Below are 17,556 nucleotides of genomic sequence, written 5' to 3'. Positions count from 1 at the left end.
GGGCTCTCAGGGCGAGCGCTCAGGGGGCTCGGGAAGCAGGACCGCCAGCTCTGCCCACACGGTGTCGAGGGCGGCGAGCAGCGGCGCCTCGCCGTGGACGCGGTCGGCGTCCGGGGCGGGCCGCTCCCAGCTCCTCGCGTCATCCGTCGGCGCGAGCCTGACCCACCGCAGGTCGTCGGACTCGCGGTCCAGCGGCACGGGCGAGTCCCACGCCGGGTCGGGCGGTGCTTGCGCCGTGAAGGTCGTGTACGACCAGTCCGGGTGGACCTGGGTGTGCTCGGCCCCCAGGGCGAGTGCCTTCGCCGGCAGCCCGGTCTCCTCCTCGCACTCGCGCAGCGCCGCCTGCGCAGGCCTCTCCCCGTCGCGCACCGCGCCGCCGGGCAGGCCCCAGGTCCCGCCCCCATGGGTCCACTCGGCGCGCAGCTGCATGAGCACCTCGACGCCGGCATCGGCGTCCCGGGTCCGGCGCCACACGAGCAGCCCCGCCGCGCCGTTGAGCCCCCAGTGCAGGCTGCCGCAGCCGCAGCGGACCCACCCGTCCCCGGGGCGCCTCACCGGCCGGCCCACAGATCCGTCCACCCGACGCCCAGCTCGGCCAGCAGGCGCCGCAGCAGCGGCAGGGAGATGCCCACCACGCCGTGCGGATCGCCGTCGATCCCCTCTATGAAGGCGCCGCCGAGCCCGTCGATGGTGAAGGCCCCCGCGCAGCCCAGGGGCTCGCCGGTGGCCACATAGGCGTCGATCTCGGCGTCCGTGGGGGAGCCGAAGCGCACCGCCGTCGAGGAGACGCCGTGAGAGCGGGCGCCGTCGCGCACCCGCACCAGGGCGTGGCCCGAGTGGAGCACCCCCGTGCGCCCGCGCATCGAGCGCCAGCGCTCGCGGGCGGCCTCCGGCGTGCCGGGCTTGCCGACGACCCGCCCGTCGATCTCCAGCATGGAGTCGCAACCCACGACCACCAGGTCGGGATCCGTCTCGCGCTCGACCCGGGTGACGGCCGCGGCCACGTCCTCGGCCTTGGCGCGCGCGAGGGCCCGCACCTGCTCGGCGGGGGTCGGCTCGGCGGGGTGGGCGGCGGCCAGCGCCCGCAGCACGGCGGGCTCATCGACGTCGGAAACCCGCACGAGCGGCTCGACACCGGCGGCGCGCAGGGTGGCCAGCCGGCCGGAGGACTGCGAGGCCAGAAGAATCACGGCCCCACCCTAGACGATCGGTCCGACAGGCTGGATCTGCTCGGTCCGCGCGGAGAATGACGCGACCACGGGGGCAGCGGGTCGCGTCGCCTGGGCGTACCGCCCGACCGCGTCGTCCGACGCTCCCCGGGGCCGGTCATCCGGGCCGGGGCTCATTACGGGGCGCCGGCGAGGGGGTTCGGTCGGGAGTCGCCTTTTTGGAGGGCCGCAGCGCGTGGCGGGCGGGCGCCCCGAACCGATCTCGAGCCGGAGGTGAACCGATCTCGGCGCGGAGTACGACCGATCTCGGCGAGAGGGTATCGGGCGCTGTCGGTGCTGTCGGTGCTGTGGGTGCTGTGGGCGCTGTGGGCGCTGTGGGCGCTGTGGGCGCTGACGGCGCCCCTGGGGCCGCGGGCGCCGGGCGTGGGGCCGATAGGCTGCGGCGATGAGCAGCTCCTCCTTCACCCGTCTTGTGACGGTCCGGACCACCGGCTCGACCAACGACGACCTGCGTGCGGCGCTGAGCGGCCCCGACGGGCGCGTGGACCCGGCGGCGGCCAGCACCTGGCCCCACCTGTCCGTCCTGCGCGCCCAGACGCAGACCGCGGGCCACGGGCGCGCAGGGCGCACGTGGGCGACCCCGCCCGACGGCGCCCTGACGGCCTCCGTGGTCCTGCGGCCGCTCGTGCCCGCCGGGCGCCTGGACTGGCTGCCGCTGCTGGCGGGACTGGCGGTGCAGCGCGCTCTCGCGCCCCGCCTGGAGGCCGCCGGCTGGCGGGCGCGCACGAAATGGCCCAACGACGTCGTCGCCCTGCCGCAGGACCAGCCGGCCGGCCCGCCCGCGGACCCGCAGCCGGCGGAGCCGCCCGGGTGGGGGCGCAGCCGCAAGGTCGCCGGCGTCCTGTGCGGGCTGGTGCCCGGCTGCACCGAGGACGGTCCCGGGGACGACGACGGCGCGGGCCGGGGAGGCGCGCGAGGGTGCCGGGAGGACCGGAGGGCGGCCCGGGACGCGGTGCCGGCGGTCATCGTCGGTGTCGGCGTCAACCTGGCTCAGGGCGCCGACGATCTTCCCGTGCCCTGGGCGGCCTCGCTCACCGGTCTGGGCGTCGCCCCCGCTCTCGCCGCCCCGGAGGGCGTCCTGGAGGACCTCGGGCGGCACCTGGCGGACCTGGTCGCCCGCTGGGAGGGCCGGGGCGGCGACCCCGACGCCGGCGACGGCGCGCTCGGGCGGCACCTGCGCGAGGCCTGCTCCACGCTGGGCCAGGACGTGGTCGTCGCCGTGCCCTCGGGGCGGGTGCGGGGCAGGGCTGTCGACCTGCGGCCGGGCCTGGTGCTGCGCGACGCCGCCGGGGGCCCGGCGGAAGACGGTGCCGGCAGTGCCGGCAGTGCCGACGAGCTCGTCGTCTCCGCCGGGGACGTGGTCTCCGCGCGTCTGCGGGACGGGTGGGCAAGCCGATCGTGACCTGGCGAATTATGTCGAAAAGGTCGACACAGCCTCTACGGTGAGCGCCGTTGTGTGACGTGCGCTACTGTTGCGGGCGTGACTGACCAGACCAGCCCCGCGGCCCGGACCCAGGAGGGGGAGATCCGCGCGCCCGCCACCCAATCCAGCGGCGTCACCAGTGGTGTGGCGCCCGACGGCACCGCTGTGCGCGGCGACGACCAGTGGGCCACCCTCGCCGCGCACGAGCGCATGCTCCTCGGAGGAGTCCCCGCCCTGAGCATGCGCGAGATGGCCGAGCGCGCCGGCACCAGCCTCGGGCTCGCCAGGTGCTTCTGGCGGGCGATGGGCTTCGCGGACGTCGAGCCGGACGAGGTGCGCTTCACCGAGAACGACGTCGATGCGCTGCGCATGATGGCGGACCTCATTGACGACACCGACGACGGGCGCCCCTCGCCGGCGGCCCCCGGAGGCGGGCTGGCGGCCAGCAGCGCCCTGGAGCTGCTGCGGGCCCAGTCCTTCACCATGGACCGCCTCGTGCTGTGGCAGCTGGAGACGCTCGTGACCGACATCGGGCAGCGCTTCGACCTGGACGACACCTCCGCCCGGCTCGTGGCGCTCGACCACATCGACGAGCTGGTCGGCTCCCTGTCCGCCCAGCTCGGCTACGTCTGGCGGCGCCACCTCGCGGCACTCATCGGCCGCACCGATGCCGAGGTCGCCCACCGCGGGCGCGAGGACGCCGGCCCCGACCTGTACCCGCTGTCCCGCTCGCTCGGCTTCGTCGACATCGTCTCCTTCACCCAGCGCGCCCAGACCATGGGGCGCAAGGAGCTGTCCGCCATGCTGGAGGACTTCGAGTCCACCGCCCGGGACGTCGTCACCTCCCGCGGGGCGCGCGTGGTCAAGACCATCGGGGACGCCGTCATGTACATCGCCGATGACCTTCTCATCGCCGCCGACGTCGTCACCGCCCTGGTCGAGGAGCTCCAGTCCGGCCCGGAGATGCTGCTGGTGCGCGCCAGCCTGGTCCGGGGCCGGGTCGTCTCCCGCTCGGGCGACGTCTTCGGCCCCCCGGTCAATCTCGCCTCCCGGCTGGTGGACACGGCCGAGCCCGGCGGGATCCGCATGGACGAGGCGACCGCCATGGCGATCGCCTCCGGCCCGGGTGCCGACCACTACCAGGTTCGTCCCTGTCACGAGGTGGTGGCCAAGGGGCTGGGCAACATCACGCCCTGGGAGCTGTCACGGGTGTGAGCGGGAAGATCTGATCTCCGGTTCTCCGCCTTGCGGATGATGGCGGCGGGGCTTCCGGTCGCCTACGATCCGACTTATGACGACAGTGCTTCTCGTTGAGGACGACCCCGCCATCTCCGAGCCCCTCGCTCGCGCCTTCGGACGCGAGGGCTACGAGGTGCGCGCCCACGGCACCGGCAAGGGTGCCCTCGAGGAGGTCGCCGGCGCCGACATCATTGTGCTGGACCTCGGTCTGCCCGACATCGACGGCCTTGATGTCGCCCGTCAAGTGCGCGCCCAGGGCCTGACCATCCCCATCCTGATGCTCACCGCCCGCAGCGAGGACACCGACCTCGTCGTCGGCCTGGACGCGGGCGCCGACGACTACGTCACCAAGCCCTTCCGCCTGGCCGAGCTGTTGGCGCGCGTGCGCGCCCAGGTCCGCCGCGCCTCGGGCGAGGCCATCGAGGACGAGCTCACCGCCGGTGAGATCCGTGTGGACGTCGCCGCCCACCGCGCCTTCGTGGCCTCCCGCGAGCTGCAGCTGACCACCCGCGAGTTCGAGCTGCTGCGGGTGCTGGTGCGCGGGGGCGGTCAGGTCGTGTCGATCGACGACGTCCTCAAGGAGGTCTGGGGCGAGGACCCGACGGGCACCGAGCAGACTCTTGAGATGCACGTCACGTGGCTGCGTCGCAAGCTGGGCGACGACGCCGACGCCCCGACGCTCCTTCTGCGCGACGGGGCCGGTTACCGTCTGGCCGTGTAGCGCTCCGGCGCGCGCGCCCGCGGGCGCCGCCACGACGGGCACGCCCCGGTCCCGCCCTGCGCGGGCCGGGGCGTCTACCGTGGTACCGGGTTCACGAAGGGAGCGGGCATGCGCCGCCGAACGATGACGATGACGATGGTGGCGGTCTCCGTCGCCGTCGTGCTGCTGGGAATCCCCCTGGGCGGCGCCTGGATCGCCCTGGCGTTCCGCACCACGCCGAACGCCGAGGACCGCGCCCAGGTGGTGATCACCGTGGCCCTGACCGCGGTCGTGCTGGCGGCCGTGGCGCTCCTGGCCGCCTACGTGGTGGCGGCCAAGGCGTCGCGGCGGATCAGCGCCCCGTTGATCTTCCTGGCGGCCGAGGCCGAGCAGCTCGGCTCGGGGCAGGTGCGCCCGCGCCTGCGCCGCTCCGGCATCGAGGAGATCGATCTGGTCCAGGCCGAGCTGGTGCGCACCGCGGAGCGCGTCGCCGGCAGGCTCGCCGCCGAGCGGCAGTTCGCCTCCGACGCCTCCCACCAGCTGCGCACGCCACTGACGGGTCTGAGCCTGCGCCTGGAGGAGATCGAGCTCATGTCGAGCGAGGAGGAGGTGCGTGCGGAGGCGCGCGCGTGCATCGAGCAGGTCGACCGGCTCACCGGGGTGGTGGAGGACCTGCTCAAGGTCTCCCGGCGCACCGGCGGCGGCACCACCGAGGCCCTCCACCTCAAGGAGGTCTTCGCCCAGCAGCGCGAGGAGTGGGAGCCCGCCTTCGCGGAGGCGGACCGGGAGATCACCTTCACCGACGACGTCGAGCTGCCGGTGCTGGCCAGCCCCGGGTCCCTGGCGCAGGTCCTGGCCACCATGATCGAGAACTCGCTGCGCTACGGGGCGGGGACGACGAGCGTGAGGGTGCGCAGCGCCAAGGGCGGGCACGGGGTCTTCATCGATGTCGCCGACGAGGGCGACGGCGTCGAGGAGGACATCGCCCCCCACGTGTTCGAGCGCCACGTCTCCGGCCACGGCTCCACCGGTGTGGGCCTGGCGCTCGCCAAGGACCTGGTCGAGGCCGACGGAGGGAAGATCGAGCTGTCGCAGCGCAGCCCGGCGATCTTCTCCGTGCTGCTCAACGCCGTGCCGCGGTCCCTGGACCCGAACAACGTCCTGCCGCAGGGGGCGCTGGTGAGCGTAGGGCGCCGTCGGCGCTTCTGAGAGTAGAAGTGCCGGGCGGCCTCCCAGCCGGCTCGGGCCGGGGGCCGGGGCGCGCTCAGACCTCCGGCCGGGCGGCGACGCCCGCCTTCTCGCGGGTCTCAGGGGAGGGCTCCTGGGCGGGCTGGGGGCCGGCCCTGCGGGAGGACAGCCAGCTGCGCAGCGCCGAGATGAGCATGGGCAGCACGGAGACGAAGACGATTCCCAGGATCATGGCGTCGATGTTCTTCTGGATCCACTCGATGCTGCCCAGGAAGTAGCCGAGCCAGGTGATGGCGAAGGCCCAGAAGGTCGCGCCGATCGCGTTGAAGATGAAGAAGTGGCGGTAGTGCATCTTGCCGACGCCCGCCATGACGGGGGTGAAGGTGCGCACGATCGGGACGAACTGGGCCAGGGTCACGGCCTTGCCGCCGTGGCGCTCGAAGAAGGCCGCCGTGCGGTCCACGTACTCCTTCTTGAACAGGCGCGAGTCCGGCCGGTTGAAGATGGCCGGGCCCGCCTTGCGGCCGATCGCGTAGCCCGTCTGGTTGCCGATGATCGCAGCCAGCCACACCAGGGGGGCGGCCACCCAGATGTGTACGCCGACGGCGCCCGTTCCAACGAACATGCCCAGGGTGAACAGCAGGGAGTCCCCCGGCAGGAAGAACCCGACGAGCAGGCCGGTCTCGGCGAAGATGACGAGCATGACGCCCACGATCGCCCAGGGGCCGAACCACTCGACGATCTTGGTGATAATGCTGGCGGCGTCCAGCCACTCGGGGCCGAGGGCCGGTGCGGGGGCCCCGGGGAGGGCCTGGGGCAGGGCTGCGGAGAGTCCGGCCGTCGCGGCCGTGGCAAGAGGCATCACAGGGCCAGGTTAGGGAAGCGGGCGGGGAGCGCACCGTGAGGCCGCCCTCACCGGGTGTGTGGCGTCAGGCACGCCGGGTGCTGCGGGCCCGGCGCTCGCTCCCGCCGTCGGCCGAGCCGCCCCCCATCCCGCCCGCCGCACGGTCCTGCGAGCCGTTCCGCCCGCCACTGAAGACGATGTAGTGGTAGAAGGTGAACCGGAAGGCGGTCCCCAGGCCGAAGCCAACGACGTAGGCCGCGACCATGTCCGCGATCGCCGAGCTCAGCCCCAGGACGTGGTGGGTGAACAGCAGGCAGAACTGGGTGATGCACAGGCCGCCCACATTGGCCAGGGCGAACAGGAGGGCCTCGCGCGCCACGTTCTCCTGCGTGCGGCCCCGGTAGGTCCACAGCCGGTTGGCCACCCAGGAGAAGATCGTCGCGATCGTCGCGCTGGCCGCATTGGCCGTGTTCGGGTGCCCGGCCAGGAAGTCCAGCGGCCCGTGCTGGAAGACGACGAACAGGCCGGAGTCGACGACGTAGGCCAGTGCCCCCACCAGCCCGAACTGCAGGAACTCCTTCACCCAGGCGACAATGCGCTCCTTGAGGGCCGCAGGGCCACGCGAGCTGGATCGGGTCACACGCTCGATCGTAGGGCACCGGGGTGCGCGGGCCGGTGCACCGCGGCGGTGGGCGCGCTCACGGCACCCACTGGGTCACCCTGACCGAGAGGTCCCACACCCAGCTGATCCAGAACAGCTGTCCCACCGCGCAGGCCGTCAGCAGAAGGGCCCGACGCCGGGTCGACAGGCAGGACGCCAGCGCCCAGGCAACCGGCGCCAGCGGCAGCAGGATGCGGAAGACCGACGTCGTCGGATCGAAGAACGCCAGCAGGTACACCACGTAGCCGATGCACCAGAACCAGGGCCCCGGCCCCAGGCGGCGCAGCGACGGCGCGCCGAGCACCAGCACCGCCGTCGTCAGGACGCCCACCAGCAGCAGCGCGCCCAGGTGCTCCCCGACCCACCAGCCGCTGCGGGCCGGCCACGGCGCGAAGGGCACGAGCGAGCCGCTGCGCCACGCCGTCTCGGTCGCCGTGTAGGCGTCCGCCCGCCCCGTGACCAGCCAGGCGAGCGCCGGCCAGGCCAGGGCGCACATCGCCGAGAGGGCCGTCAGCGCCGCCAGGCCCAGCCGCTGCCCTCGCTCCAGCGGTCGGGCCCCGGGCAGCACCCGCTGCCTCCAGGGTCCGGGCAGGCGGGCGCCGGCGACCTCCCACACCCACCAGGCGCCCAGGGCCAGGGTCAGCGGCACTCCGATGGGGCGGGCGAAGGCCGCGAGCGCGACGCACGCGGCGGCGAGGAGGCCCCTGCCCCATCCGCCTCGCCCGGCTCGGCCGCCTCCGCCGGCCAGGGCCAGTGCCCCCGCGGTGAACAGCAGGCCCAGGGACTCGGCATAGGGGACCTGCAGCACGAGGGCGCACGGCGAGCTCCACATCAGGGCGACCGCCCACAGCGACGCCCGCTGGCCCACCACCGGCGCCAGCCACCGGTCCATGACGACGGCGGCGCCCGCGGAGGCGATCGTCGCCACCAGGGCGGCGCGCACGTAGAAGGACCAGCCGGTCCACCCCAGTGCTCCGGCGAGCGCGGGCAGCAGCGGCATGAACGCCCAGGCACTCTGGGTCACGTTCCCGCTCGCGTCCCGGGGGAGCTCGGCCGGGTAGCCCTCCTGAGCGATCCGGTTGTACCAGCCCGCGTCCCAGAAGGCGAGGTGCCCCTCCCAGGGCGGGCGGGCCGGCGCCCACGGGGTGGCCGGGGTGTCGGAGGCGCCCAGCCGCAGGATGAGCAGGGTCAGGGCGCTCGCGGCGGCCCAGACGGCCAGGACCCTCAGCCAGTGGAGGGGCATGCGGTCATTGCGCGGCCGCTCGGAGGCGGGGCGCTGGAAGAGGGGCGGAGGGCTGAGCACGACGCCCAGCGTACGGCGTCGTCGGGAGGAGCCGCCGACCTGCCGGTAGCCTGAGGGTGTGAGCGCACCGATCCTTGCCGTTATCGGAGGCGGGCAGCTGGCCCGCATGATGCAGGAGGAGGCCTCCGCCCTCGGCGTCCACCTGCGGGCCCTGGTCGAGGCCCCGGACGGCTCGACGGCGCAGGTCGTCGTGGACGCCCCTGTCGGCAGGGCCGACGACGCCGATGCGGTGCGCGCCCTGGTGAACGGTGCCGGTGCCCCGGGCCCCGGGGCCGGCGCGGCCCGCCTCCAGGCCGCTGGGCGCGCCGACGCCCTCACCTTCGAGCACGAGCACCAGGACTCCGCGCTGCTGGAGCGGCTCCAGGCCGAGGGCGTCTCCGTCCAGCCCACGGCGCAGGCCCTGCGGCTGGCGCGCGACAAGCTCGCCATGCGCCGCGCCATGGACGGGGCCGGGCTGCCGCAGCCTGCCTGGGCCGAGGTCGGCGGTGAGGCGCGCGTCATGGCGGAGCGGATCCGCGTCTTCGGGGAGCGTCACGGCTGGCCGGTGGTGCTCAAGACCCCGCGCGGCGGCTACGACGGGCACGGCGTGCTGCTGGTGGAGGGGCCGGGGGAGCTGGCCGACGGCGGCCGGGCCGGCGGTGCTGAAAGCGACGGTGGGGCCGCCGCCTGGATCGCCGGGGTCGCCGCGGCCCGTGCGGGCCGGGTCTCCGCCGGCGCCGGGGGCGGGGGGAGCCTGGGCGGCGGCGCGGTCACGAGCCTGCTGGTCGAGCAGGCGGTCCCCTTCACCCGCGAGCTCGCTGTTCTGCTCGCCCGCAGCCCCAGCGGGGAGGTGCGGGCCTGGCCCGTGGCGCAGACCGTCCAGGACGGGGGCATCTGCTCAGCGGTGATCGCCCCGGCGCCCGGGCTCGAGGAGGCGGCCGTGGCGCGGGCGCAGCGGATCGGGCGCGCGATCGCCGAGCGCTTCGGCGTCACCGGGGTGCTCGCCGTCGAGCTGTTCGCCGTGGAGGAGGCGGGGCGCCCCACCGCCCTGTACGTCAACGAGCTGGCCATGCGGCCCCACAACTCGGGCCACTGGACCCAGGACGGCGCCGTGACGAGCCAGTTCGCCCAGCATGTGCGCGCGGTCCTCGACCTGCCGCTGGGCTCCCCGGAACCCACGGCCCCGGCCACGGTCATGGTCAACGTCCTGGGCGGGCGGGGCGAGCCCGGGGCCGACGCCCTGGGGCGCGCCATGGCGCTGGATCCGCAGGCGCGCGTCCACATCTACGGCAAGGGCCGGCGTCCGGGCCGCAAGCTCGGCCACGTCAACCTCGCCGTGGCCGGCGACCCCGCCGCGCCCGCCGACGCGCAGGCCGTCGCCGCGGCGCTGGAGCGCGCCCGTGCCGTCGCCGCCGTCCTGCGCGGGGACGCCTGAGGCGCTTGCCCCGTTCCCCGCCTCTCCTCCGCCGAGATCGGTCGAGTTCCGCGCCGAGATCGGTTCACTTCCGGCTCGAGATCGGTCGAGACTGGGTGGGACGGGGCCGCGCGCCCCGCCCCGCCTGCAGACGAGTAGGAAAGGCTTGTCATGAATCACACCTCGCAGCCGAGGGTCGGCATTGTCATGGGCTCGGACTCCGACTGGCCCACCATGGAGGCCGCCGCCGGCGCCCTGGACGAGCTCGCCATCCCCTACGAGGCCGACGTCGTCTCCGCCCACCGCATGCCCACCGAGATGATCGACTACGGCCGCCGGGCCTGCTCCCGCGGCCTGCGCGTCATTATCGCTGGCGCGGGCGGGGCCGCCCACCTGCCCGGCATGCTCGCCGCCGTCACCGAACTGCCCGTCATCGGCGTGCCGGTGCCGCTCAAGCATCTGGAGGGCATGGACTCCCTGCTGTCCATCGTGCAGATGCCGGCCGGCGTGCCCGTCGCCACCGTGTCCATCGGCGGGGCCCGCAACGCCGGGCTGCTGGCCGCGCGCATCCTCGGCGCCGGGCAGGGCGAGGAGGCGCAGCGCATCCGCGCCGCCATGCGCTCCTTCCAGGCCGAGCTGGGTCGAATCGCCCACGCCAAGGGCCGGGCCCTGCGCGACCGGCGCGCCCAGAGCTGAGCCGGGACGTTCCCGCCGGTCCTGCCGGTCCCGTCAGCGCGGAGCCGACGGGTGCCGATCCGCGGGGACGGGGCTGGGCCGGTGCGTCCGCGTCCGCCCGGTGGGGCGGTCAGGCGACGATGAGCCCTGTCCCGATATTCACGGCGGCATGCACCGCCGCACCGGGCACGAGGGTGCCGGTCTTGTGGCGCAGCCATCCCAGCAGCCACCCGGCGGCGAACTGCACGGGGACGATCGGCCACAGCCGCACATCGACCAGCAGCAGAGCCAGGTGCGGCACGATGAACATGACGGCTTGGAGGAGGTTGCCCCACCCAGGACCGAGTCGCCTCATGAGCACGCCGCCGAGCAGCCCGCGGAAGAAGATCTCCTCGCCGACGGGCCGGAGCACGACCCCGATCGCCGCCCCCACCGAGGTGAGTCGAGCGACGGAAACGCCGGACGTCGACAGCAGGTCGGCGGGCACGAGGGCGATGGCGAGCCAACCCGTCAACATCATCGGGGGCAGGAGAAGCAGCGCCCAGCCGTAGGCCGCGGGAGAGCCCCAGGACGCCCCTGCGCGAGCCAGCGCGGCCTTGAAGCGCGAGGCGCGATCCTGTCCGCGAGATTGCACGATCAGGTACACGATGGTGGGCAGACTCAACAGGACGAACTCAGCCACGCGGTCAGCCTACATGTGCCCACCGGGCGGGAGCCCGTCACCCGGCGCGCGCCGGAACCCGTCCGGACGCCCCTCGGGCCCGGACGGGCAAGGCGACGGCGGTTCGCGGGGCTCGATGAGCTCACGGGGCGACGCGGCCGATTGAGACCAGGCGGCACCAGCGGTATTTCGTCTACGCTTAGTGGTATGAGCATCCTCGTTGTCGGTGGCGCCGGCTACATCGGCGCCCACGTCGTCCGTCTCCTCCTGCAGCGCGGGGATGAGGTGATCGTCGTCGACGACCTGTCCTACGGCACGCCCGAGCGCGTGGTCGGCGCCGCCCTCGTTGAACTCGACGTCGCCTCCGGGGGCGCCGTCGACGCCCTGACCGACGTCATGGGGCAGCGAGGGGTGAGCGCGGTCATCCACTTCGCCGCGCGCAAGCAGGTCGGGGAGTCGGTGGCCCGCCCCGCCTGGTACTACCAGCAGAACGTCGGCGGGCTGGCGAACATGCTGCTGGCGATGGAGGGGGCCGGCGTGAGGCAGATGATCTTCTCCTCCTCGGCCGCCGTCTACGGCATGTCGCCCATCGAGGTCGTGCCCGAGGACACCGACTGCCGCCCCATCAACCCCTACGGCGAGACCAAGCTCATCGGCGAGTGGATGATGGCCGACTGCGAGCGCGCCTGGGGCCTGCGCTGGGCGGGGCTGCGCTACTTCAACGTCGCCGGCGCCGGCTGGGACGACCTGGGCGATATGGCCACCCTCAACCTCATCCCCATGGTGCTCGACCGCCTCTCGCGCGGCGAGACCCCCAAGATCTTCGGCACCGACTACCCCACGCCGGACGGCACCTGCATCCGCGACTACATCCACGTGCGCGACCTGGCCGTCGCCCATATTGCGGCGCTGGACTACCTCGCCGGGGGCCGGGACATGGCCGAGCACGTCTTCAACGTCGGCACTGGCAAGGGGTCGAGCGTGCGCGAGGTCGTCTCCAAGGTCATTGCGGCCACCGGCCTGGACGTCGAGCCGGAGGAGCTGGACCGCCGCGCCGGCGACCCGCCCCAGCTCATCGGCGACGCCGAGCGCATCGGGGAGGTCCTGGGCTGGAAGGCCGAGCACGACCTGGACGACATCGTGGCCTCCTCCTTCACCTCCTGGCAGGCCGATCCCAAGCGCACGAGCTTCGCCTGACCCAGACGGCGCGGACTGTTCCGGCCCCGCCCGCCCGCCTCGTGCCGGGGCCGGCGGGCGGGGCCGGTTCGCGACCGATCTCGGTGCGGAAGTGAACCGATCTCGAGCCGGAAGTGAACCGATCTCGGCGAATGGGGGAGTGGGGTCAGGGCTGCTGGTCGAAGTCCTTGGCCGTCAGCCGGCCCGCCCGCACCTTGGAGAAGAAGTCGGGTGCGGTGGTGTCCTGCAGGAGCACCGCGGCGCCGATCCCGCCGGGCTCGTAGTCGAGGCTCTCGATCGGCGGCGCGCCGGTGAGCCCGTCGCTCGAGGCCGAGCGGAAGGCCAGCGCCATCCGCGCCAGGCTGAGCGTGGAGGCGTCCTCGTCCACGGCCAGGGCGCTCGTCCCGGAGTCGACGAGCCGGCCCTGCCGGAAGGGGTTGATCAGGGTCGTTGGAGACATGGCCTTCGAGACCACCGCCGAGACGACCGTCCGCTGGCGCTGGGCGCGGCCGATGTCGCCGGTCGGGTCCGACTTGCGCATGCGGGAGTAGGCCAGGGCCTTGTCTCCGTCGACGGTCTGACAGGTGCCCTTCGAGGTGTCCCACACCAGGGAGGAGTCGGGATCATCGACGTCGTAGTCGAGGCACACCCTGATGCCGCCGACCGCGTCGACCATCCGCGTGACCCCGCCCATGCCGACCTCGACGTAGTGGTCCATGGTCAGGCCCGTGAGCTTCTCGGCGGTCTGCACCAGGAGCGGGGCCTGCCCGTAGGAGTAGGCCGCGTTGATCTTGTCATCGTCGTAGCCGGGGATCTCGACGTAGGTGTCGCGCGGCAGCGAGATCAGTGAGGCCTGCCCGTTGGGCGCCTTGTGGAGCACCATGATCGAGTCGGCGCGCGAGCCCTCGGTGCCGTCCTGGGGCACGCCGCCGTCGGCGCGGGAGTCCGAGCCGACAATGAGCCAGGTCTCCCCGGAAGTGTCCTTGGCCGCGGACAGCGCATCCACGCGCTGGAGCCTGGAGTCGATCTCGTACCACAGCCAGGCCACGCGCCCCACGGTGAGGACGAGCATCAGGACCAGGAACGCCGCCAGCCATCGCAGTGGCCGGCGCCGACCGGCGCTCTCCGGCGCGTCGGGCCGCACCGGCAGGTGGGCGGGGCCGTCGGGCCGGGAACCCGTGGCGCCGACCGGGAACGTGGCCCGTCCACGGGGGCCGGGAGCGGCGCCGCCGGCAGCCCTGACAGCGCCCCCGCCGGGCAGGGCGCGGGTGGGTTCGGGGCTCGAGGCGGACCGGCTCCCGATCGGGACGGCGGAGGAGCCCCGACGCGCATGGCTCGCACCGCTCCTGCTGCGGCGGTCCAGGGGCTGAGCCGTGCGCGGCGGCGATCCGGACCGCAGGGAACGGCGCGGCGGCACGGCCCCCTGTCGCGTGCCTGAGGCTCCTGAAGGTGCAGCGCCCTGGCGGGACGGGGCGGCAGAGCGGGGGGCGCGTCCTCGGGCGTCGGCGGGGCGGCCGGCCGGCGCCGGCGGCCGCCTGACTCCGGGGCGGGAGCCCGTGCCCGACGCCGAGCGGGCGGAGGCCGGCCTCGCCCCATCCTCGCGACGGCGGTCCGAGGGGGAGTCGGGGTCAAAGGACGGGGGCAGATCCGGTGAAGGAGTCACAGAAGGCCGACCTGGTCATGTCACTGGCACTGGGTGGCGGGGTCCACGGTCGCCGGGTCCTGCTGGTCCTGCCCGCCGCCGGTCGGGACCTGGGGCTGGAGGGGGCTGGGCTTGACCTCGGTGTCGCTGGACGGATCGCTCGCCTCGGCGGAGTCGCTCGCGGTGGGAGCCGCCTCCTTGCTGGGGGAGGTCCCGTCTGCGGACAGGGAGACGGCGTCCTCGGGGACCGGCTGATCGGCGCGCAGGGCGTCCCAGACCTCGTTCGCCTTGCTCCTGATGGGGACCACGCGGTTGGCGTCGTAGGCGTCCTGCTCGACGGGCATGGTGATGAAGTTGATGTTGTCCATGCCGATATTGGCGGCACTGTTGGCCAGGCCCGCGAGCTTGTCCACGCCTCCCAGCCCGGTGCTGACGGTGAGCGTCTCCAGCGCCGAGGTCGCGAAGGCGTAGAGGGACGTCATATCGGTCAGGAGGTTCTTCGACTTGGCAGTGCGCATCATCGCGGCGACCAGCTGCTGCTGCCGCCCGATGCGGGAGATGTCGGAGCCGTCCCCCAGCGAGTAACGGGCGCGCGCATAGCCCAGGGCCTGGGCGCCGTTGAGCGTGTTGCAGCCCTTGTCGAGGTAGAGGTCGGCCCTGTCGTCGGCGACGTCCTCATCGACGTACATCGGCACGCCGCCCAGGGAGTCGACCATCTTCTCGAAGCCGGTGAAGTCGACCACCATGAACTCGTCGATGCGGAGATTGGTGAGCCGTTCGACAGTCTTGATGGTGCATGCGGCGGCGTACTTGACGTCCTCGGGATCGGTTGAGTTGTCGGCGCCCGTGGAGAAGGCCGAGTTGAAGATGGTCTCGGAGGAGGGACTGCTCTCAGAGCCGTCGGGCAGCGTGCACGCGGGTATTGTCACCAGGGTGTCGCGGGGGATCGAGACGACGTCCATGCGGCTGCGGTCCTCGGACAGGTGCACGATCATGGCCGTGTCCGAGCGCATGCCCTCCGTGCCGTCGTTGACCACCTGGCCGTTTCGCGAGTCCGAACCCATGACGAGGATGTTGACCGCGCGCCCCTCGAAGGAGTGGTCCGTGGGCCCGTCGGGCCGGTCGTTGCCCAAGAGCTTGTCAATGTCCTGGATCTTGAGGCGCGACTGAAGATCCTGATAGATGGCCCAGCCGCCCGTGGTCACGAAGAGCATGACCGCCAGCAGGCTCAGCAAGACGTTGCGCAGCAGCCGGTGGCGCAGCTCGCGTGCTGCGTGGCGGACGGGTGGGGTAGTCACACAACTTACAATACGCCGAGAACTCGCACCTTCCTATGATTCTAGTCTCGTGTGGAGTGTGGTGCCGACTTCCGTCCTGCCCCGCCCCGCTTGGGATCGGGCGCCGTGTCCAGGGCGATGCGTCGCGCCAGATGTGTGATCTGTCTCTCGCGCCTGGCGTCGCGGCGGAACGAGGAGAGGACCTGAGCCAGGAAGGCGATCACCAGGGTGTAGAGGAGCAGGTCGGCGCCGCGCCCCACGCCGACGAAGCGGGCCAGGTGGGCCGTGAGCGAGGGCACGACAATGGCGACGATGGCGAAGAGCACGAAGGCCAGCGTCACCAGCCTGCGCCCGGCCTGGTGGCGCGCGCCTCCGGGGGAGCGCAGCATCATCCACCCGATCCCCGCGACGCAGACGAGCAGGACGGACTTGATGATCAGCTGGGAGGTCATGGCGGGCTCCTTGCTCGGGCCGGGTCAGGAGAAGATCAGATCGACGAGGATATTGACGGAGTTGAGCAGCGACTGCCCCTTCGCCTTGGAGTAGGCGGTGTAGGCGATGTGCACCGGGAACTCCCGCCAGGGCAGGCCGGTGGCCCCGAGCTGGCGGATGATCTCGCTGGCGTGAGCCATGCGGTTCTGCCTGAGGTTGAGGTGCTTGGCGGCGTCCCGCCGCAGCAGCCGCAGCCCGTTGTGCGCGTCGGTTAGATGCATGCCGGTGGTGCGGGAGGCGACCAGGGCGGCCGTGGCGAGCACGAGGCGCTTGAGCCGGCCGACCGGCGAGGGCCCCTCGAGGAACCGGGAGCCGAGCACGATCGCCAGGTCCTCCTCGCGGGCGGCCGCCACCATGGCGGCGGCGTCGGCGGCCGAGTGCTGGCCGTCGGCGTCGAAGGTGATGAGGTAGCGCGCGTCCGTGCGCTCCAGCACGTAGCAGATGCCGGTTTGCAGGGCGGCGCCCTGCCCCAGGTTGATGGGGTGGCGCACGACGACGGCGCCCGCCGCCTCGGCCTTGGCCGCGGAGTCGTCCCGCGAGCCGTCATCGACGACGACGATGTGGCGGAAGGTTCGTCGGGCGTCCTCAATGACCTCGCGGACGACCTGTGCCTCGTTGTACAGGGGGACAACGAGGCAGGCATCGTCCAGGTCCTCGGGATGCTCGGGCTGTGCGGGGGGCGGGGAGTCCGGGGAAGACGTCACTGCCGCATTCTTACACGCGGCTCCTTCCTTCGGGGCGGGCTAGGATGCGGACATCGTCCCTGTCCCGCGGAGTCCGACTCGCCTCACCACTACACCACCTACGACCACCTACGTAAGGAGCTGCCGTGGCCACCCGTATTGCGCCGTCCGCCGACATATCCGAAGCAGCCGTGATCGGCGACGGCTCGGCGGTGTGGCATTTGGCTCAGGTGCGCGAGCACGCCGTGCTCGGCGAGGGCTGCGTCGTCGGGCGCGGCGCCTACATCGGCGAGGGCGTGCGGATGGGACGCCACTGCAAGGTGCAGAACTACGCCCTGGTCTACGAGCCGGCGGCGCTGGCCGACGGCGTCTTCATCGGCCCGGCGGTGACGCTGACCAACGACCACTTCCCCCGCGCCGTCAACCCGGACGGGACGCTGAAGGCGGCCTCTGACTGGGAGCCGGTGGGCGTGACCATTGACGAGGGCGCCTCCATCGGCGCGCGGGCCGTGTGCGTCGCTCCGGTGCGCATCGGGGCGTGGGCCACCGTGGCCGCCGGCGCCGTGGTCACCAGGGACGTGCCGGCGCACGCGCTGGTCGCCGGCGTCCCCGCCCGTCGCGTGGGCTGGGTCGGGCGTGCGGGCCGGCCGCTGGTCGCCGTCGGCAACGACGGCGGGGCGCGGCGGTGGCGGTGGGCCGCCACAGGCGCGCTGTACGAAGAGTCCGAAAACACGATCCGAGAGGTGCGTGCCTGATGTCACGTGAGTTCATTCCGGCTGCCAAGCCGATTATCGGGGCCCAGGAGCGGGCCGCCGTCGATGCCGTCATGGCCTCGGGCATGGTGGTCCAGGGTCCGCAGGTCGCCGCCTTCGAGGAGGAGTTCTCCCGGCAGGTCGTCGACGGGGCCCACGCGGTGGCCGTCAACTCGGGCACCTCGGCCCAGCACCTGGCGACCCTGGCCAGCGGCCTG

The 17,556-nt window shown here is 73.2% G+C and carries 19 protein-coding genes; 9 read left to right on the top strand and 10 right to left on the bottom strand.

The features are described from left to right. Nucleotides 1-6 precede the first annotated feature (6 nt). Nucleotides 7-555 carry an NUDIX domain-containing protein gene (locus O145_RS09255; RefSeq protein ID WP_229118476.1) on the bottom strand — a complete coding sequence of 183 codons (549 nt, stop codon included), beginning with the start codon at nt 553-555 and terminating at the stop codon, nt 7-9. Next, nucleotides 552-1,190 carry a Maf family protein gene (locus tag O145_RS09250; RefSeq protein ID WP_043562403.1) on the bottom strand — a complete coding sequence of 213 codons (639 nt, stop codon included), beginning with the start codon at nt 1,188-1,190 and terminating at the stop codon, nt 552-554. Before O145_RS09250 ends, O145_RS09255 begins: the two co-directional genes overlap by 4 nt. A 424-nt stretch (nt 1,191-1,614) precedes the next feature. Between O145_RS09250 and O145_RS09245 the strand changes: the two genes are divergently transcribed. The 4 genes from O145_RS09245 to O145_RS09230 all read left to right on the top strand — a co-directional run bounded on the left by O145_RS09245 (nt 1,615) and on the right by O145_RS09230 (nt 5,800). Next, nucleotides 1,615-2,631 (top strand): biotin--[acetyl-CoA-carboxylase] ligase, encoded by a 1,017-nt coding sequence (locus O145_RS09245; protein ID WP_043562402.1) that lies wholly within the window; start codon nt 1,615-1,617, stop codon nt 2,629-2,631. A gap of 78 nt (nt 2,632-2,709) precedes the next feature. Beyond that, the gene (locus tag O145_RS09240; protein ID WP_043562401.1) at nt 2,710-3,867 is read left to right on the top strand and encodes an adenylate/guanylate cyclase domain-containing protein; all 1,158 of its coding nucleotides are present in this window, start codon (nt 2,710-2,712) and stop codon (nt 3,865-3,867) included. A 76-nt stretch (nt 3,868-3,943) separates the two neighbouring features. After that, nucleotides 3,944-4,612: a response regulator transcription factor gene (locus O145_RS09235; protein WP_043562400.1), complete on the top strand. Its 669-nt coding sequence runs from the start codon at nt 3,944-3,946 to the stop codon at nt 4,610-4,612. A gap of 108 nt (nt 4,613-4,720) precedes the next feature. Further along, complete coding sequence (locus O145_RS09230) at nt 4,721-5,800, top strand: sensor histidine kinase (protein ID WP_043562399.1); 1,080 nt, start codon at nt 4,721-4,723, stop codon at nt 5,798-5,800. 55 nt (nt 5,801-5,855) lie between these two features. Here O145_RS09230 and O145_RS09225 read toward each other — a convergent pair whose 3' ends face one another. From O145_RS09225 to O145_RS09215, 3 genes are all read right to left on the bottom strand, one after another. Continuing rightward, complete coding sequence (locus O145_RS09225; protein WP_229118483.1) at nt 5,856-6,641, bottom strand: VTT domain-containing protein; 786 nt, start codon at nt 6,639-6,641, stop codon at nt 5,856-5,858. A gap of 67 nt (nt 6,642-6,708) precedes the next feature. Next, a complete protein-coding gene (locus O145_RS09220) occupies nt 6,709-7,263 on the bottom strand; it encodes a GtrA family protein (RefSeq protein WP_043562398.1) in 555 nt (184 codons plus the stop codon). Nucleotides 7,264-7,321: 58 nt separating this feature from the next. Then, on the bottom strand, nt 7,322-8,527 hold the full coding sequence (locus tag O145_RS09215; RefSeq protein ID WP_411265954.1) for a hypothetical protein: 1,206 nt from the start codon (nt 8,525-8,527) through the stop codon (nt 7,322-7,324). Nucleotides 8,528-8,645: 118 nt separating this feature from the next. Here O145_RS09215 and O145_RS09210 point away from each other — a divergent pair, with 118 nt between their 5' ends. Beyond that, nucleotides 8,646-10,001, top strand: a complete 1,356-nt coding sequence (locus O145_RS09210) for a 5-(carboxyamino)imidazole ribonucleotide synthase (protein WP_043562396.1) — start codon at nt 8,646-8,648, stop codon at nt 9,999-10,001. Nucleotides 10,002-10,151: 150 nt separating this feature from the next. After that, the gene (purE, locus tag O145_RS09205; protein WP_043562395.1) at nt 10,152-10,676 is read left to right on the top strand and encodes a 5-(carboxyamino)imidazole ribonucleotide mutase; all 525 of its coding nucleotides are present in this window, start codon (nt 10,152-10,154) and stop codon (nt 10,674-10,676) included. A gap of 109 nt (nt 10,677-10,785) precedes the next feature. Here the strand turns inward: purE and O145_RS09200 are convergent, their stop codons facing one another. Continuing rightward, nucleotides 10,786-11,337: a CPBP family intramembrane glutamic endopeptidase gene (locus O145_RS09200; RefSeq protein WP_043562394.1), complete on the bottom strand. Its 552-nt coding sequence runs from the start codon at nt 11,335-11,337 to the stop codon at nt 10,786-10,788. A 186-nt stretch (nt 11,338-11,523) separates the two neighbouring features. Here O145_RS09200 and galE point away from each other — a divergent pair, with 186 nt between their 5' ends. Next, nucleotides 11,524-12,513, top strand: coding sequence for a UDP-glucose 4-epimerase GalE (gene galE / locus O145_RS09195; RefSeq protein ID WP_043562393.1), 990 nt, complete (start codon nt 11,524-11,526; stop codon nt 12,511-12,513). A 145-nt stretch (nt 12,514-12,658) separates the two neighbouring features. Here the strand turns inward: galE and O145_RS09190 are convergent, their stop codons facing one another. The 4 genes from O145_RS09190 to O145_RS09175 form a co-directional block, all read right to left on the bottom strand. After that, nucleotides 12,659-13,564 (bottom strand): LCP family protein, encoded by a 906-nt coding sequence (locus tag O145_RS09190; RefSeq protein ID WP_229118475.1) that lies wholly within the window; start codon nt 13,562-13,564, stop codon nt 12,659-12,661. 611 nt (nt 13,565-14,175) lie between these two features. Beyond that, nucleotides 14,176-15,432: an LCP family protein gene (locus O145_RS09185; protein ID WP_043562392.1), complete on the bottom strand. Its 1,257-nt coding sequence runs from the start codon at nt 15,430-15,432 to the stop codon at nt 14,176-14,178. 41 nt (nt 15,433-15,473) lie between these two features. Then, nucleotides 15,474-15,863: a DUF2304 domain-containing protein gene (locus tag O145_RS09180; protein ID WP_043562391.1), complete on the bottom strand. Its 390-nt coding sequence runs from the start codon at nt 15,861-15,863 to the stop codon at nt 15,474-15,476. A gap of 24 nt (nt 15,864-15,887) precedes the next feature. Further along, nucleotides 15,888-16,607, bottom strand: a complete 720-nt coding sequence (locus tag O145_RS09175; protein ID WP_084682501.1) for a glycosyltransferase family 2 protein — start codon at nt 16,605-16,607, stop codon at nt 15,888-15,890. A 125-nt stretch (nt 16,608-16,732) separates the two neighbouring features. Here O145_RS09175 and O145_RS09170 point away from each other — a divergent pair, with 125 nt between their 5' ends. Continuing rightward, the gene (locus tag O145_RS09170) at nt 16,733-17,341 is read left to right on the top strand and encodes an acyltransferase (RefSeq protein WP_043562390.1); all 609 of its coding nucleotides are present in this window, start codon (nt 16,733-16,735) and stop codon (nt 17,339-17,341) included. Continuing rightward, the coding region (locus O145_RS09165) for a DegT/DnrJ/EryC1/StrS family aminotransferase (RefSeq protein WP_043562389.1) at nt 17,341-17,556 on the top strand (216 nt) is incomplete at its 3' end. The genes O145_RS09170 and O145_RS09165, both read left to right, overlap by 1 nt.

Source organism: Actinomyces israelii DSM 43320 (genome assembly GCF_000711965.1).
Taxonomy (GTDB): Bacteria; Actinomycetota; Actinomycetes; order Actinomycetales; family Actinomycetaceae; genus Actinomyces; species Actinomyces israelii.
Note: the sequence above shows the minus strand (reverse complement) of the source record. Positions and strands in the feature narration are given on the sequence as shown.

Bases quoted from the DNA above. Each gene is read 5' to 3' on its own strand.
- O145_RS09190 (WP_229118475.1), bottom strand. From the start codon at position 13,564: ATGCTCGTCCTCACCGTGGGGCGCGTGGCCTGGCTGTGGTACGAGATC.
- O145_RS09215 (WP_411265954.1), bottom strand. From the start codon at position 8,527: ATGCCCCTCCACTGGCTGAGGGTCCTGGCCGTCTGGGCCGCCGCGAGC.
- O145_RS09230 (WP_043562399.1), top strand. From the start codon at position 4,721: ATGCGCCGCCGAACGATGACGATGACGATGGTGGCGGTCTCCGTCGCC.
- O145_RS09180 (WP_043562391.1), bottom strand. From the start codon at position 15,863: ATGACCTCCCAGCTGATCATCAAGTCCGTCCTGCTCGTCTGCGTCGCG.
- O145_RS09245 (WP_043562402.1), top strand. From the start codon at position 1,615: ATGAGCAGCTCCTCCTTCACCCGTCTTGTGACGGTCCGGACCACCGGC.
- galE (WP_043562393.1), top strand. From the start codon at position 11,524: ATGAGCATCCTCGTTGTCGGTGGCGCCGGCTACATCGGCGCCCACGTC.
- O145_RS09225 (WP_229118483.1), bottom strand. From the start codon at position 6,641: ATGCCTCTTGCCACGGCCGCGACGGCCGGACTCTCCGCAGCCCTGCCC.
- purE (WP_043562395.1), top strand. From the start codon at position 10,152: ATGAATCACACCTCGCAGCCGAGGGTCGGCATTGTCATGGGCTCGGAC.
- O145_RS09235 (WP_043562400.1), top strand. From the start codon at position 3,944: ATGACGACAGTGCTTCTCGTTGAGGACGACCCCGCCATCTCCGAGCCC.